General features: G+C 55.2%; 19 protein-coding genes and 1 pseudogene. 4 read left to right on the top strand and 16 right to left on the bottom strand.

Annotated features, from left to right (window positions below; all coding sequences use genetic code 11):
- Positions 1-1068: pseudogene (locus C3451_RS24395) on the top strand (phage tail tape measure protein); the annotation flags it as partial.
- A gap of 14 nt (positions 1069-1082) precedes the next feature.
- Entirely contained in the window at positions 1083-1571 is a 489-nt protein-coding gene (locus tag C3451_RS23295) for a phage tail protein (protein WP_006117901.1), read from the top strand.
- 90 nt (positions 1572-1661) lie between these two features.
- On the opposite strand, the gene C3451_RS23290 is transcribed toward C3451_RS23295, so the two are convergent.
- From C3451_RS23290 to C3451_RS23215, 16 genes are all read right to left on the bottom strand, one after another.
- Positions 1662-2066: a tail fiber assembly protein gene (locus C3451_RS23290; RefSeq protein ID WP_124304467.1), complete on the bottom strand. Its 405-nt coding sequence runs from the start codon at positions 2064-2066 to the stop codon at positions 1662-1664.
- A gap of 11 nt (positions 2067-2077) precedes the next feature.
- Positions 2078-4264 carry a tail fiber protein gene (locus C3451_RS23285; protein ID WP_124304466.1) on the bottom strand — a complete coding sequence of 729 codons (2187 nt, stop codon included), beginning with the start codon at positions 4262-4264 and terminating at the stop codon, positions 2078-2080.
- A gap of 11 nt (positions 4265-4275) precedes the next feature.
- Positions 4276-4803, bottom strand: a complete 528-nt coding sequence (locus C3451_RS23280; RefSeq protein WP_124304465.1) for a phage tail protein I — start codon at positions 4801-4803, stop codon at positions 4276-4278.
- Positions 4796-5692, bottom strand: coding sequence for a baseplate J/gp47 family protein (locus C3451_RS23275; protein ID WP_124304464.1), 897 nt, complete (start codon positions 5690-5692; stop codon positions 4796-4798). The genes C3451_RS23280 and C3451_RS23275 overlap by 8 nt, the downstream gene beginning before the upstream one ends.
- Complete coding sequence (locus C3451_RS23270) at positions 5679-6047, bottom strand: GPW/gp25 family protein (protein WP_124304463.1); 369 nt, start codon at positions 6045-6047, stop codon at positions 5679-5681. The genes C3451_RS23275 and C3451_RS23270 overlap by 14 nt, the downstream gene beginning before the upstream one ends.
- Positions 6044-6625, bottom strand: a complete 582-nt coding sequence (locus C3451_RS23265) for a phage baseplate assembly protein V (protein ID WP_124304462.1) — start codon at positions 6623-6625, stop codon at positions 6044-6046. The genes C3451_RS23270 and C3451_RS23265 overlap by 4 nt, the downstream gene beginning before the upstream one ends.
- Positions 6622-7260: a phage virion morphogenesis protein gene (locus C3451_RS23260; RefSeq protein ID WP_124304461.1), complete on the bottom strand. Its 639-nt coding sequence runs from the start codon at positions 7258-7260 to the stop codon at positions 6622-6624. Before C3451_RS23260 ends, C3451_RS23265 begins: the two co-directional genes overlap by 4 nt.
- Positions 7253-7723 (bottom strand): phage tail protein, encoded by a 471-nt coding sequence (locus C3451_RS23255; protein ID WP_124304460.1) that lies wholly within the window; start codon positions 7721-7723, stop codon positions 7253-7255. The genes C3451_RS23260 and C3451_RS23255 overlap by 8 nt, the downstream gene beginning before the upstream one ends.
- A 4-nt stretch (positions 7724-7727) precedes the next feature.
- Positions 7728-8264, bottom strand: a complete 537-nt coding sequence (locus tag C3451_RS23250; RefSeq protein ID WP_124304459.1) for a DUF2514 family protein — start codon at positions 8262-8264, stop codon at positions 7728-7730.
- Entirely contained in the window at positions 8261-8701 is a 441-nt protein-coding gene (locus tag C3451_RS23245) for a lysozyme (RefSeq protein ID WP_124304458.1), read from the bottom strand. The genes C3451_RS23250 and C3451_RS23245 overlap by 4 nt, the downstream gene beginning before the upstream one ends.
- On the bottom strand, positions 8688-9020 hold the full coding sequence (locus C3451_RS23240; RefSeq protein ID WP_058651651.1) for a phage holin, lambda family: 333 nt from the start codon (positions 9018-9020) through the stop codon (positions 8688-8690). The genes C3451_RS23245 and C3451_RS23240 overlap by 14 nt, the downstream gene beginning before the upstream one ends.
- Positions 9021-9029: 9 nt before the next feature.
- Complete coding sequence (locus C3451_RS23235; RefSeq protein ID WP_124304457.1) at positions 9030-9230, bottom strand: tail protein X; 201 nt, start codon at positions 9228-9230, stop codon at positions 9030-9032.
- Positions 9230-9754, bottom strand: a complete 525-nt coding sequence (locus C3451_RS23230) for a head completion/stabilization protein (RefSeq protein ID WP_094948283.1) — start codon at positions 9752-9754, stop codon at positions 9230-9232. The genes C3451_RS23235 and C3451_RS23230 overlap by 1 nt, the downstream gene beginning before the upstream one ends.
- A gap of 98 nt (positions 9755-9852) precedes the next feature.
- Positions 9853-10710, bottom strand: coding sequence for a phage terminase small subunit (gene gpM / locus C3451_RS23225; protein WP_124304456.1), 858 nt, complete (start codon positions 10708-10710; stop codon positions 9853-9855).
- Between the two features lie 45 nt (positions 10711-10755).
- Positions 10756-11805, bottom strand: coding sequence for a phage major capsid protein, P2 family (locus tag C3451_RS23220; RefSeq protein WP_124304455.1), 1050 nt, complete (start codon positions 11803-11805; stop codon positions 10756-10758).
- Between the two features lie 23 nt (positions 11806-11828).
- A complete protein-coding gene (locus tag C3451_RS23215) occupies positions 11829-12665 on the bottom strand; it encodes a GPO family capsid scaffolding protein (protein ID WP_124304454.1) in 837 nt (278 codons plus the stop codon).
- A gap of 159 nt (positions 12666-12824) precedes the next feature.
- Between C3451_RS23215 and C3451_RS23210 the strand changes: the two genes are divergently transcribed.
- Positions 12825-14555: a terminase family protein gene (locus C3451_RS23210; RefSeq protein ID WP_124304453.1), complete on the top strand. Its 1731-nt coding sequence runs from the start codon at positions 12825-12827 to the stop codon at positions 14553-14555.
- Entirely contained in the window at positions 14555-15613 is a 1059-nt protein-coding gene (locus C3451_RS23205) for a phage portal protein (protein ID WP_124304452.1), read from the top strand. Before C3451_RS23210 ends, C3451_RS23205 begins: the two co-directional genes overlap by 1 nt.
- The last annotated feature ends 276 nt before the right edge of the window (positions 15614-15889 follow it).

The raw sequence follows: 15889 nt of genomic DNA, 5'->3' as shown, positions 1-15889 counted from the left end.
CTTCGCCTGACGGGCTTTACGACCATATGGAGCATTATCACGACCTCAATATCTGTACTGGGTGCAGCACTTTCACTGCTACTTAGCCCGATTGGTCTGATAGCGGCAGCTTTTATCGCTGCCGGATTGCTAATCTGGAGATTCTGGGAACCGATAAGAGCCTTTTTCACCGGTTTTTTCAGCGGAGTTATGCAGCAACTGGCACCTTTCCGTGATGCCTTTTTCCCTCTTACACTGGCCTTCTCAGCAATAGCCAAAGTCGTTGGTGAGGTCTGGGACTGGTTTGTAAAACTCCTATCACCCGTGGAAAGTAGCCGTGAATCCCTTGATAAATGCGCATCCGCAGGAGAAACATTCGGTAAAGTCCTGGGGGGGGCACTTCAGTTATTGCTCTTACCACTGACCACCCTGATGGAAGGTATTGGCTGGGTTCTGGAAAAACTCGACCTTATCCCATCCGGTCTGGAAGCCGCACGCCTGAAAGCTGAAAGCCTTAAAAAAGACCCTGTAATGTGGGAGTGGGATCCGCAACAGAAAAAAATGGTGCAAAAAGGGTGGAACTGGTCGCCAGTCTCATCAGGTAAAAACAATAACGGGAATACTCCCCCACCCGGAGCACCGCAACCCACATCACCGCTGACCGGCGATAACGGCACTATGCGTAGGTTGCAAAGTATCGACAACAATACCAAAGCGACAGCCGACAACACGAAGAAGATCGGCCCCGGCGATATTGTGTTTAAAAACCTGCCGCGTGCACTGGCCGTTCGTGGGGAATGGAAGGAGTCACAGCTTGCCAGCACCACTACGGCAGGCCGGTTGAGTGAACGTCCCGCAGTGGTGGCAGCATCGCTTCCCGTCAAACAGGCGGAACTTCTGCCAGTCAGTCGCAGCGCCAGCAATATACCGGTTGCCACTGGTGGCTTTACGGGCGAAATCCACGTACACCTGCACGGCGTTGACCGGCAGGATGCGCGCGAAATTGGCCGGATTGTCGCCGATCAAGTAAGTGCCGAACTGGCCCGCCGTGAACGGCTTAATCGCGGCAGTTTCAAAGACAGAGATTAAGGGGAGGCAACATTATGATGATGATATACGGGATGTTCGTTTTTGAACTGAAGACACTGCCTTACCAGCAGTTACGCCACTCGCTGAACTGGCGTCATGTGAAGAATGACCGGATTAACCGGTCGGCAAAATGGCAGTACATCGGCGCGGGTGAGACACAGATAAACCTTGACGGGGTGCTTTACCCTGAAATTACGGGCGGCGATGTGTCTCTTACTGTTCTGGCAACACAGGCATACACCGGGCGTCCCTGGCCTTTAATCAGCGGAGCGGGGCAGATTTACGGAATGTATGTGCTGACCGGGCTACAGGCAACGCACACAGAGTTTGACCGTTACGGAAAGGCGAAAAAAATAGAGTTTTCGATCAGCTTCCAGCGCTGTGATGAAGACCTGCGAGAACGCCTGCAAGCGTCGTCCGTTGGCGACCTGCTTTCAGGGCTGAAAGATAAAGCCACATCCGCCTACAACTCTGCCAGCAATACACTGTCTGGCCTCTTCTGATGGGATCCATATAGAAGTGAAGCGGGCATTTGCCCGCTTCATCTTACTGAAGACACCGCCATAACTGACAGTACGTGACGGAATGCAAACTTATTCCGGCTTATCCGGCCATTCAATTTCTGGGACTTTGCCGGTATCAACACGGCTTAACAAAACGCGGTATTTTTTCCAGGCAAGCAAAAGCTGTTTTTCTTCATCGGTATCCAGCCCCAAATCGAAAGCATCCTGTAAAGGGAGTATTCTGGCGTTAGCTTCCTTCATCAGCACTGTTTTCGTTTCTTCCGCCAGCGCAATTAACTCCCCGACAGTGGGTTCCGGTGGGTCGGTTAAAATCGGTTTGCCCGCCTCATTTGCGGCGATCACTTTTCCTGTGGATTGCCCCTCCAGCAGAGAAAAATATAATTCTTCACTGATTTCCACTGCATCAGCCGGAATGGATTCATTCACCTCATCGCAATAGAAACCCAGTTCCGCTTTCGAAAAATAATAGTTCATCGTTTATCGTCCTAATATCCAACTGCAAACCAGCATAACTGGCGGTCTGTTGCGGCAGTATTTGACAGGGAATATTGTGAAGCCGATTTTATAAATCCCGTCATCGAGTTTTCGCCAGCGGTTCGCTCTATGTTGTTTGATACCGTCAGCGATGCGCAACCGGTCGGAAACGAAACAGGGAAGCTGAATGTCCGCGTGGTTGCCCCGCTGACGCTCTCAATTCCCCACTGAAAAATCATTCCCGTATTTGAATCTTTAAACCATCCTCGCGAACCTTTGGATGCGGTGTTGACCTTCTGGAAAGTGCTGTTAGCCAGCGTTTTGTTATAAAACCGGTTGTCGAAATTGGTAAAATCACCCGGCTTAATCTGGCCTTTCGCTTCCACATGTCCGCCGCGGGTATCGACAAAGACGGAGACACCTTCACTCCCGGTGAGGGTGCAATAGAACCCGATCCCGTTCCATGATTTCAGCATCAGGTTATTACTGGAAAAACCTACGCTATCCTCGCCCTGATAAATCCCCGTGCTGTTCCTGATTTTTACGCCTTCCGAGAACATAACCTCTTTCTGGAAAGTGCCACCCTTTGACGCTGAAACTGCATCGACCTCATCGGCTGTGGGCGGGTTATTTGAATCGTAGATTTTTATCCAGTCGGATTGCCAGCCTCCATTGATTTTAGTCCTGTGACGAATCGGCTCATCAGGACGCCCCGCACGCCAGCCAATTTGCCGACCAGTGTTTTGGTTGTACTGGATATGGATAAACTCATTCACAGTATTAGCGACCGGGCCATGAATACCCTCAGCGCTCATACTGAAAAAGCCGTTATAGTTGACGCTGTTTGCATCTGAAACATATACGGCAGAGAAGGCACCCAGACCAAAATCACCCACCTTCAATACTCGCCCGCCAGTGGTATCGATATTGGAAGTGGTCACATCTTTTGTGGACGCTGTACCCGCATCATCCAGATTCGAGGTTTTCAGGGTGATATCGGATGTACCATCAAAAGCCACTCCGGCAATTTTCCGCGCGGTGGCAAGCTTCCTGGCCGCTTCGGCAGTACCCTTTACTGGCAGCGCCCCCACATCGTCAGCCGTGGGCTTATATCCCTCATGGTAAACAGCCTTGTCGTCATACTTCAGCTCGCCTGTATGCTTCAGTTGCAGAAACTTATTAGACGTACCGTTAGCAATATAAACATCTGAATTACCCACCCCGAATGACACGTTGCCAATCGTGGTTTTAATTCCAAAACCGCCTGTCAGCCAGCCGCCTGCAAGCGGTAAACGGGTATTCGCATTGTCATTGGCCGCTTTCGCATTATCGTTTGCTACCTTCACCGCTTTCGGTGTCGCTGCGAGCACCTCAGACGTGCTGTCGGTTGCGCTACTGAGCTGGACAATACCTTTCTGCGCTGTGGTGGCGTCCTGAGCCGTGTATTTAGCATTAGCAAGGTCAAACACCGTCTTAACCGCTTTCGGCGTTGCTGCTAGCGTCTCAGACGTGCTGTCGGTCGCGCTACTGAGCTGGACGATACCCTTTCGCGCCGTGCTGGCGTCCTGAGCCGTGTATTTAGCATTAGCAAGGTCATACACCGTCTTAACCGCTTTCGGCGTGGCGGCGAGCGCCTCAGATGTGCTGTCGGTCGCACTGCTTAACTGAGTGAAACCCTTTGCGGTGAGCGAGGCATCAGGGTGACGGCGAGATTGTTCATGTTCTGCGAGCTTATCATCGACATAATCCTGCGTGGCCATCACCAGCGTGGTGTCAATTGTCAGCTCAACTGATGCGATATCACTCACCATGATGACCATGCGCACGGTCTGGGCACGCCCGGAACCTTCCGCCAGTGCAGGCTTGTAGCTATCGGCCATATTACCGACTGCAATCAGTGTGCCGGTGTCGTCATAAAGCCCCATTTCGCGCATCCAGAAACCACCGGTCTCTGGAGGGATAACCAGCTCAGCCACGACATAGTTTTTGTTCTTATTGTCCTGGCTGATTTTGTTCAGCGTATTACGCCAGACTTCCCTGACCAGCTTTGTCTGATTCGGATCAGGCGTCGGCAGCGTCCCCCCGCCGTCACCCACGGCCATTACGGTGAGGTTAACCTTTTTCCCGTTCGGAATGGTGGCCGCCGCCAGTTTAATCGCACCCGCTTTGGTGATAACTGTTTTGAATTTCACTGCCATTGTGTTCTCACTTATCCCGGGTAAACCGTGATGATATCGCCGTCATAGGTCAGGGCACCGGCGTAGAGGTATCCGGGAATGTCCTGAATAATATTAAGCCCGATCAGATGGCGGCTGGCGGGCTTTGCATCTGCAATGAGCCGCTCCATTTCGTAATACATTTCCTCTGTGATACCAGACTCTAATACACCGATATCAAGGCGAAATGTGCCGGGGGGATCATTGGTCTCCCACCACTCTGTAACATTGATGATGTATCCGAGCGGTTCCACAACACGGCGTAATGCGCCGATGGTGCCTTTGTGTCGGTGAATCAGCCAGGCGTCACGAATAGATTGTCGTTTGGTCTGCTCCGGCCAGTCCTTATCCCATCTGTCGACTGAAAGCGCCCATGCCAGATAGGGAAGAAGACTCACCGGGCAGGTATCAGCGTTCCACAAGGTGCGAAGCATCACCGGAATATCAGTAATCTTCTCCGTCACCTTCTCCGTGTTTCGCATGAAGTCACTTGCTGATGGAGGCAGCAGGCTGTTATTCATCGGTTCCCCCTTTGCTGATAGCGAAGGACGTGCAGCGCGCCGACTGCGTATCATCAATCACAAGGTCGCTGGCAGGCTCCTGTAACTCCACCCTTTGCACTCCCTGAACATGCAAGGCGGCCATGATGGCTGAACGGGCAACATCGCGACCAATTTTGCCCTGCTGATTAAGCCAGGACTGAAGGGCATTTTGCGCAGCGGTCAGGATTGGCTCAGACTCAGGGCCGGGGTAGAAATAAAGCTGCGCCCTGATTTGATAATCAATAATTGCAGCACTTTGCACCGTGAGCCTGTCGCCGACTGGTCGTATATTTTCGTCATTGAGAGCATTTCTCACGCTAGCCAATAATTCTGCCGATGCCGTACCGTCACCTTCTGTGGAAAGCACAGAAACGATCACAACAGCGGGCGACGGGCTGGTTGCTCTCGCGTCCGCCACTTTTCCGCTGACGCTTTTTGCAAAATATTCATATGCCCCGGTAGGCCCGGCCACGCTCAGGCCTTCGAATGCAGCCTGAGCACGCAGGCGCAGCGCGGTATCACTTTCGGTTTCCGCTTCAGCGGTTGTCGTTTCCGGGGTGATGATCAGACGTTCGGTATTCAGGTTGGCCGCGAGGTTATCAAGATCGGTCGATACGGCATGACTCAGCATACATGCCGCCGCGCCCTCATTGATGCGCTGGCGAAGCGTCATTTCACGGAAGGTAACCACCTGGGCGATCACGTTCAGCGGTTCGGATTCCAGCTCCAGTGAGGCGGCAACAGACGCCTGCTGTTCCTGCGGGAAGGCCGCAAGCATGACCGCTTTGACCTCGCTGAGAATGACCTCAAAGTCCAGGACTTCAATAATTTGCGGCTGCGGTAGCTGCGATAAATCAACTGTTGCCATTGCTGCCACTCCTGAGCGTTAGCGCGGTGCCTGCCGCCTGCATGGTTTCGGTGATAATGCCGACCAGTTCAGCGGTGACCGCGCCACTCTTTGAAAAACTGATATTGATGCCGTTCAGGGCAATACGCGGTTCCCACATCGTCAGAGCGATCACCGCCGCGCTCATACATTGCAGGCGGGTCACTTCGTTCTGTGGTTCATCCAGCAGGTCGGGGATCATGCTGCCGTAATCCCGTCGCATCACCCGGCTTGCCAGCGGCGTGGTCAGTATGTCGCGTACAGAATTCCACAGCTGATCGGTGTCTGTTAGCTGGCCCGTGCCGTCCGGGTTCATGCCGGTATAGCGAACGGTCATTTCGGGCCACCTGTATTGCTGCTGCCACCCTGCACACCGCCATGCACGTGTGAATGCACCGTCACCCCGTTAGACGAAAGCGAACCGCCTGAATGAGTGATAGTGCCCTTCATCGTGCCGCCTTCTGTCAGTTCGAACGTCCGCGCTTTCAGATGGTCGGTGCATTCCACCACCGGCGTTTCAAGCGTGACTCTGACAGAGGCTTTGATATGTGCTGTTTTCATGCCCTGCGCTTCCAGTGCGCTGGCCTCCGCGTCATAGCGGAAAGAAGCACCGTCTGGCGCTGTCAGCACAATCTCTTTCAGGCTGCTTCCCGGCGCAGGATGATCGTTGCTGTAGAGACTGCCAATAATGACCGCTGTTTCAGGGTTGCCACCGATACAGCCCAGCCAGACCTGTTCGCCGACTGAAGGTGGCACCCAGATACTGAATGCTCCGGCGCGCGTGGTGTTCCAGCGCAGCCAGTCGGTCTGAAGTTCGCCGCTTTGCACACGCACGCGCCAGCTCTCTTCATCAACGTCAATAACGACGCCGACGCGGAGGATATTTTCCAGCAGGCGGATCAGCTCAGCATTCATCGTGCGGCACTCCCCAGGCTGTTAACCACCTGTTCCGTAATCATCTGCTCATCGCCAGCGGTAAAGCCCAGCAGCTCACGCACCGGATATTTAGCAAAGGCACCCGGCCCAACCTGATCGCGCTGGCCGTACTGGTGCACACGCGCAATGCGTGCCGCCACGCCGTCATAACCCACGGATGTGCCGTCTGCGTCAGCGCGCATTTTGAGAAATCGATAGCTGCGCAACCGCTGAAACATCGGCACTTTCTTTGCGGTGCTGCGGCGCAATGAGCGCGTATTGATCTCGATGTAACGCTCAATATCGCTGCGGTAAAACGTGCGAATATCGTTGCGCTCTTCGTCAAAACCGGTAATGGTACGCCCGTACTTTCCCCGGCCACCGTGCCAGTTTTTGAGGCGACGGATCTCACCCTGCCAGACAAATACAATGCCTTGCTGAGAGCGCAGCACCCGGCGACGGCGGACAGGATATGGCGAGCCTTCCGGGTTTTGCTGCGCTTTGATGCGCTGTTGCTGGCTCTTTCGCAGTGCCTGACCAACCGCGCGGGCGGTGCGGACACGTCCGGCCTGAGAGGTTCCCGCCAGTATGTCGCTGAAGACCTGATCCAGTTCACGGAAGAGATCGTTACTCATGTGCGTCAACCTCCCACGTCACATCCTCAAAAATGGCGCTCCAGTCGCCGTCCGCTGACGGGATGCGCGGTTTCGGTTCCGGCAAATGCTCCGCCCTGGGAATGCCGTTTTCATCCAGAAAGACCTTCACGCGCTCGCGCAGCGGCATTTCAAACAGAATGTCGGCGGTATCGTCGTTATTGATAAGGGTCGTAAACTTAATGTCCCGGTTCCTCTCCGGGTTCAGCAGCAGATCGGGCTGGTTGTGCCAGAGCCATGCAAGTAACGGCAACGTGAAATCATCAATATCACCGGCAAAATTCATCACAAACAGCACCAGGGTATAGCGGTACATAAACGACGGCGTTTCGCCGGTCGTCTCGATATTCCCTTCCTCCACAAAAACGGTGAAGGCTTCTGGATTTGCCCTGCACCATTTGTTAGCGCGGGTCAGGGTCTCGCGTAGTGAATCAGCTTTTAACATGGCGCTACCTCTTGGGCGGAGTCGCTATTGAACCGTATGCGGCTTCACAGGCCAGCCCTCTGGCTCTTGCCTCATCAGCCTCTCTTGCCAGCTCTCCCGCTCGTTCGTCAGCGCGGCGGAACAGGTCGGCGAGCAATACGGCTCCGCTGGCTTCTGTCTCGCTTCTGCCGGGAGTACCGGCACGGCAGGTGCGTTCACGTTCTGCCAGTTGCCTGGCGAGTTCATCGGCCCTGCCGTGCAGCCCACGAGAAGCAGCACGGGCACGATCGGCATCAGCCTGGACGCCAGCAAGCTGCTGGCTGGCTTGTTTTCTGATCTCATCAACTTCACCCTGTCGGCGTTGTTCTTCTTCCCTGGCCTCTGCCTGCCGCTTAGCCAGTGCTGTAGCATCGTCAGCATCACGCTGTTTCCATTTCAGCGCCCACTCTGCACTGGCGTCACTGTACCCGGCTGTATAGCGCTGATGGCTGAACCACCAGACAGCCAGACCACAGAGCACCGCGATCAGCACAGGTTTCCAGCGGGACAGTAACCAGCTCATGACAGGAACAGCGAGCGCTCAGCGGCACGGCGTCTAACCAGGCCGTTAAGAACCTTGCCGCCTGCCTTGTTCCACTTCGGAAACTCATCCGCTGCGCCCGCAAAATCTCCAGCATTCAGTTTTTTCAGCAGTGTGGAACCCGCCAGAGCGTTAACGCCCAGGTTGTAGGCAAAATCAACGAGAGCATCAAACTGGTTTTGATTAACAGTGACCTTCACAAGACCTGTCACGCCTTTTTCATACTGCACCACGCCGCTGCTCAACAGGCTGTCGGCGGTTGCCTGTGTGATGGTCATTCCCTTACCGACCGGCACGCCGTTAACGGGTTGCGTCCAGCCATAGCCGATAGTCCAGACACCAACCGCATCCTGATAGGCGGTAAGCTCGCAGCCCTCAAAGCTTTTGAGCAGGGCCAGTCCGTTTTTACTCATTTCCACTTTTCGCCCCTCCGATACGGGTTTCAATAAAGCCGGTCACTTTGTTGCGTACCTTGTCAGCCCCCATAAATCCGATTGACGCGCCCACGAAGGTGACGGCATTGGATGGCAGGCCCAGATATTCAAGCGATCCGGCAACCGCCAGCGTGACAATCCCGCAGACCAGTGAACCGGTGGCGGTTTTCAGCATCGACTGGCCGTCATACAGACTCATCAGCGCCGATATGCTTAACGCTGCACCTGCCGCGTAGAGCGTCGGCAGATATGTAGCAATCCATTTCATTGTTTGTTCCAGCACTCCCGTAGGTACGTCGCTCATGGCAACCTCTCAACCCCAAAGCTGCACCATCTCCCGCTGTGCTTTACTCGCGATTTCCGGCAGTTCAATCTCCTGACCGGCTTCAAGAAAAACCTGCTTGCTCAGTCCGGGATTGGCAGATAACACTTTTTCGGTCACGCCCTGCGTGGTGCCGTAGTGACGCCAGCAAAGCAAATCCACCGTATCCCCCTGCAATGCCTTCACTTTCATCAGCAAAGCTCCGCATAGAGGCGCGGCGTGTCGCGAATGTCGGCAATACTCCAGCGGGCATCCCGCCAGAGATCATCCCGTTGCAGGTCAAGCGCGGCGGCGTCTTTGTCGCCTTTCGCCGTGGTATCGACGTCGCGATAACCTTCAAGTACCAGCGCCCTGGCAATCGAATAGACTGCGCGGCGGAAGCGGTACACCTTCACGTTTTCGCCGTTGATAACCAGCTTTTCCATCTCACCTGATGGCAGGGCTGAAGGCACATCTTCCAGCGTCTGAAAACCTGCTTTGACCTGACCGGCACGCCAGTCAAGCAACTGCGCAGTGACATGGGCTACCGCTTCCGTGGTGACGTGCATCAGCCTGGACGTGGTGATGCCGCCAGTGATGCGCGCGGCCAAACGAAGATCGGCCAGTTTAATCACCGGCCAGAAGCCCCCGGCACTGACGGTGGTATCACCATCATCAACATCGGGCGTATCGCTGTCGGCAGGCAACACGCGCTTATTTGCCACAAGGCTGCTCATGCACTTATCTCCCATAAATCAGGCGGTGGGCGGGTGGTTAAAAGACCGTAAACGGGCAGATATCCACCCGCGCCGCCTGTCGGACGGGGCCGAAGTCGTTAATTCTTTTTCTGGCTGGCAGGCTTGCGCTTTGTCGCTTTGCCTGTTGCCGCCCTGGTCGTGGTTTTACGCGTCGTCGCTGTACCTGCTGCGCTGGCGGTGGTGCTCTTTTCAGGGACAGGCTCAGCAGTAACGTCAGTTTTGTCGGTGCTGGCCGCGTCGCTTTCACCTGTGCCGCTATCCGCAGACAGCTTCTTAACTTCACGGGCAAGCGTGGCGATCTCTTTTTTCACCCCGGCGTTGGGGTTGCGCGTCAGCGCCTCACGGAACAGCGCCAGCGCTTCCGCTTTGGCCGTGATCTCAGTCGCGCCACGGCGGGCAAGTGCACGGGCCTTGCACAACTTTGCGCGCACCACATCCGGCATATCACTGTCGGCGACAATGTCCGCCACTTCTTCAAGCACTGCGATACCGGACGACAAATCAGCGTCGGCATCAGCAGCCGCGAGCGTCAACAGTGGCTTGCTCATTTCTTCAGTCAGGAAGGTCGCTGCCGTGCGGTTGAAGTTATCCGGCAGCGTCAGCCCGTGGCGTACCACGTAGCGCCCCAGCCTCAACGCAAGCGCATAGTCACGACAGTCAATCGCCCAGACCATCAGCCTGGTAATGACTTCATCCTGCCGCCCGCTGTCGCCGTCGAGCGTGCCTTCAATCCATCCCTCGTATTCAGGCAGCATGGATTTCTTCATTTCGGCTTTGGTTTCTTCGGACTGCACGCCGCTAAGGCGGGACAAGTCCATACGCAGGCGATGCAGAATTTGCTCATGCGCGGTGCGCTGGATATCGGATTCTTCATCCGCCAGGCCCCGGCGCTCTGCCATGACCTTCTGAAAATGTCGTTGTGCCGGTGTTAACATCTTCACTTCTCCCCGTCATGGCGGGGCAATGCCCCGCCGCTTCTGTCACTCGCCTGCCGGTTCGGCCTGGGCGAACTGAATGCCGTCAATGAACGCAACATTTCCGTAGTCTTCAATGACGAAGTCATCGTTTGACGACTGATACGTTGCGACACGGTTGTATTCCGGCTCTTCTTTGATCGTCCGGCGCAGACCGCCACGCTGGTAGTACACCGACAGGTTTTTGAACGGCGTGATCAGCACGCCATTTACCGGGAAGTAAGGCGCGATAAAGGTCGGCATATTGCCTACGCGCTCCTGCGCGACAATAAGCTGACCGGCCAGCATTTCGGTATTCGGGTTGGTCTGGCTTAATGCGTTGATGGCCGAGAAATTGCTGCTCGTCAGCAGGTCGCCCGCCAGAATCACCACGTTATCCGGGTTACGTTTGTGCCATTCATCCATCAGGCTGTTTTTGGCGTCGTACACCGCAGCGCCAATGTTGCCGTAGGTGCCTTTTGCGACAATCTTGTTATCTTCATCGCGCGAGGTGATAGTCACATTGGAAATGACGCGGTGCGGCGCTTCCTGGCGGATTTTTTCCAGCCAGCCAATGCCACAGTCCTGCAACAGCGGGTTAGCGGCACGGTCAGACGGGTCGCTGTACTTCACGCCGTTAAAGCCAATCATGATGCGGTCAAGCGACATCTGGCGGGCCATTGCCTTACTGATCAGCGGCTGGAACTCCGGCATGTGCGCCCACGCATCAAGCTGTTCATAGCTGATACCGTAGTCATAGTTGACCTTGCGACACATGTAGTCGAACGGCTCCATTGAATGATTTGAGCCAGGGTTGCGACGACTGGTAACACTGTTGTTTACGCCAGCCAACGGGCCTTTGCTGCCGATCAGGACTTTCTGACCTATCTGCTGGTTGACGCCAAAGACGTTAATTTTGCTCAGGAAAGAATCATCCTGCTGTGCGGCCTGCTCAAGGCGTTGCTGACGCGTCGGATCTACGGCGAATTTTGCAGCAACGGCGGCGGTTGATACGCCGTTGAGCTGTGCCTGCCGGGCGATGTACTGATCAAATAGCTGGCGGGTATTGTTATCCATGTTCTCTGCTCTCTTTGTGAATATCAGTAATCAGCCAGTTGCGCGTTAGCGCCACCGCTCGCGGGTGCCCGCTGGCTGAAATTGCCGTCTGTGCTTCCCAGCTTGCTGGTTAGCGCGGCAAGGTCGGAGGTCAGCTTCTGAATGGCCTGGCTGTCCTGCTCACGGGCGCGGCTCAGGTCGTTGAAGCTGTCCAGCAGATCGGCATGGGACTGGGCGACGTTCTCCACGGCGTCACGCACCTGGCTGAATTGCTCACCGTCAGATTTACGGCCTTTGCCGATAATCCCCATGACGCGCGCGAACCACTGTTTACCCTCATCGCTGCGCTGCTCAGCCAGTTCGATGATTTCTGCCTCAATGGCATCGGTGAACAGCGGGGCTTCACCCTGCTGATTGTTGAAGGACATAACCTGCTGACGCTGCTGCGCGGCAAACTTCAGGCGCTCGGTACCGAGGCTCGCCGGGGTATCAGTCATTGCCAGCCCCATGACATACGCCTTGCCGTTAAGCGCAAACTGCGGGTGCAGCTCAATGCTGGAGTAAATCTTCTTACCTTCTTCCGTCAGCTTCTTCATGCGCTCAGAAGGTTCAATCTCGGCGTAAAGCGCGGTGCGTCCGGCGAGCGGGCCTTCGCTGATATCTTCAGCACTCAGCGCCGTCACATCCCCCATTGCGCCGAAATCACTGCCGGGGAGCGGCGAAAGGTAGTGCTCCACGTTGACGCGTGCGCCGTACACGTCCGGGCTGTAGTTTGCTGCTGCATCACGAAGGTGCTCAGGGCGAATTTCACGCCCGTCAACGGTGGCACCGGAGACAGCAACGCGGAATTTCTTACGGGCTGGTTTAGCTGCGCTAGCCATGTCGATAATCCTGTTGAGTGGTTTCTGTACGGCCATGATGGCAGAGCGTAACTTGCTGTCTCAACGAGGTTTTGTTGTCGGAGGAAGGCCAGACCATAAAGGGGGCGATAGCGGGATCGCGCGCGGGGTAATCTTCACTCCATAAACGGTGGAGGGCAGATGATACAGGACGCTTTTGTACGTCAGAGGGCAAGACAACTTTACTGGCAGGGCTACCCGCCAGCGGAGATCGCGCGCCTGATGGGGATTAATCAGAACACAGTTTACGCCTGGAAGAAACGCGATGAATGGGATGAAACATCACCTATTCAGCGAGTAACCCAGACTTTTGATGCGCGCCTTATCCAGCTTGGTGAAAAGGACAAGAAAACCGGTGGTGATTACAAGGAGATTGACCTGCTGACCCGGCAACTGAAAAAACTGTCTGATGGACAACCGGCAGGGGCTGGCACGGGCAAAAAGCCGCGCAAACGTAAGCTGAAAAACCACTTCACCGAAGAACAGATCGTTGCGCTGCGGGAGAAAATACTGGATTCCCTGTCGTGGCATCAACGCGGCTGGTATGAGCAACGCCACCACCGAAACCGCATGATACTGAAGTCCCGCCAGATTGGCGCAACCTGGTACTTTGCACGCGAGGCGTTGCTTGATGCGCTGAGAGATGATGTGAAATACCCGTACCAGCGCAACCAGATATTTCTGTCTGCATCCCGCCGTCAGGCTCACCAGTTCAGAGGATTCATTCAGAAGGTGGCGGAAGAGGTGGACGTTGAGCTTAAGGGCGGTGACAAAATCGTACTGAGTAACGGCGCAGAGCTGCATTTCCTCGGCACGTCCGCTGCAACGGCGCAGTCATATACGGGCAACCTGAAGTTTGACGAATTCTTCTGGGTCAGCAACTTCACCAACCTGCGAAAGGTTGCGGGGGCGATGGCAACGCTGAAGGGGCTGACGCGTACCTACTTTTCCACGCCGTCAGGTGAGACCCATGAGGCTTACCCGTTCTGGACGGGCGATCGCTGGAATGAGAAACGCCCGAAGGCACAGCGCAAAGCGTTTGATGTTGGCTGGAAAACGCTGAACAGCGGGCTGCTGTGCCCGGATAAAACCTGGCGTCAGATTGTCACCCTGAAGGATGTGATAGACCACGGCTGGGAGTATACCGATCTTGAAGAAATTCAGGATGAAAACAGTGAGGATGAATTCCGCAACCTGTACATGTGCGAGTTCGTTCGCGATGGCGAGTCAGCCTTCAACCTTAACGCCCTCATTGGCTGCGGGGCAGATGGTTACGACGAATGGCCGGACTGGAAACCTTTTGCGTCCAGGCCGATGGGTAATCGCCCGGTCTGGATAGGCTATGACGCCAACGGCAGCAGCGGCAACGGTGACAGCGGTGCGATTTGCGTTGTGGTTCCGCCACTGGTGCCGGGCGGTAAATTCCGTACGGTGGAAACGGAACAGGTGCGCGGCCTTGAATTTGAAGAGCAGGCGAAAGTTATCGAAAACTTCACCTTCAAATACAACGTTCAGCATGTCGGCATCGACGTGACGGGCGGTAATGGTGAAGCCGTTTACCAGATAGTGAAGAAGTTTTTCCCGATGGCGATGCCCTACACCATGTCAATGACGTCAAAGCGCGCCCTGGTGCTGAAAATGCTACAGCTGATCCGCGCCGGGCGATGGGAATATGATCGCAGCGAGCGCGCCCTCATCAACGCCTTTAACTCTGTTCGCAAGGTAAAGACGCCGGGCGGATTCATCACCTATGACACTGACCGCTCGCGCGGCGTCAGCCACGGGGATTTAGCCTGGGCGAATATGCTCGCCATTATCAACGAACCGCTGGGCCAGGAGAGTGGCAGCGGCGGGTTTGCTATGGAGTTCTGATGAAGAAGCGCACCTACAAAAACAATCACACTGCCAGCAGTGGCGGTGCCGGACAGCCTGATATTTCTGACGCGCTCAGAAGCGATCCGGCGCTCAGCGCCTTCACGTTTGACGGGCCATATTCAGTAACAGACGGCTATGATCTGCTTGATAGCATGTGCTGCGTCGATAACGGTCGGTACTACGAAACGCCAATAGACTGGAAGGGGTTAACCCGTGCGTTCGCCCAATCCCCGCTGCATCAGTCGGCGCTTTACTTCAAGCGTAATGTGCTGACCGGGTGCTTTATCCCTCACCCGTTACTGTCACGTCAGGCCTTCTCTGCGTTTGCACTGGACTGGTTTGTCTTTGGTAATGCCTATCTTGAGCGTCGGTCTAATCGCCTGGGCGCTCCGCTCAAGCTCCAGCATGTTCCGGCACTGAACACGCGACGCGGGAGCGACCTTAATACCTACTGGTTTATCCGGCAGTGGAAAGATGAATACGAGTTTAAGGCGGGCGAGGTCTGCCACATCATGAACCCGGACATTCATCAGGAAATCTACGGTATGCCTGAATATATAGGCGCGCTGTTGTCCGCCAGCCTGTCACATTCTGCCGATAAGTTCCGCAAACTCTACTATGACAACGGTTCTCACGCCGGATGTATTCTCTATGTCGGATCTGAGAAGGTGGATCAGGAAAGCATTAAGGTGGTGCAAAAGACGCTGTCACAGGCCAGAGGGAAAGGCTCCTTCAAAAACGTGCTGATACATGCACCGGGTGGCGGCAAAGATGGTGTGCAATTGTTACCGTTCAGCCAGATATCGGCAAAGGATGAGTTTCTTAACATCAAATCAGCAACGCGCAACGATTTGCGCGACGCTCACCGCACCCCGCCGCAGCTAATGGGCGCAATGCCGGAAGGCAACGGCTCACTCGGTGATGTTGAGAAATCCGCGCGCGTATTCTTCATCAACGAAATGCTGCCTGTGATGGAAGCCATGAAGGGCGTCAATGACTGGCTCGGTCAGGAAGTGATCCGCTTTAATCCCTACGCTCTACTCAAAGACGAGTAACCCGCCCCGCCCGCCGCACATCCTGCGGCGGTTCTCCTTCAGTAATTTTCAATCCCTGTACAACCGACCACCACCTGAGCACCATTCAGCACAACCTTTAACGCCCCTTACTCAGAGCGCATGAGCGCCATTCTGGCAGGCGCAAACTGCAATCGATCCCGCTCACACCCGGAAGCGAGAAAACGCGCTGAGAAGGCGAAAAAGGCCGAAGAATGGCAATTAAAGGCATCACCTCCCGACCCTCCGTCGCGTGGGCTGTTCCCCCGTCACCTGCGC

Source organism: Enterobacter sp. 301B (genome assembly GCF_003850715.1).
Lineage (GTDB): Bacteria > Pseudomonadota > Gammaproteobacteria > Enterobacterales > Enterobacteriaceae > Enterobacter > Enterobacter intestinihominis.
The sequence above is the reverse complement of the archived record's forward strand: the minus strand, read 5'-3'. Positions and strand labels throughout refer to the sequence as shown.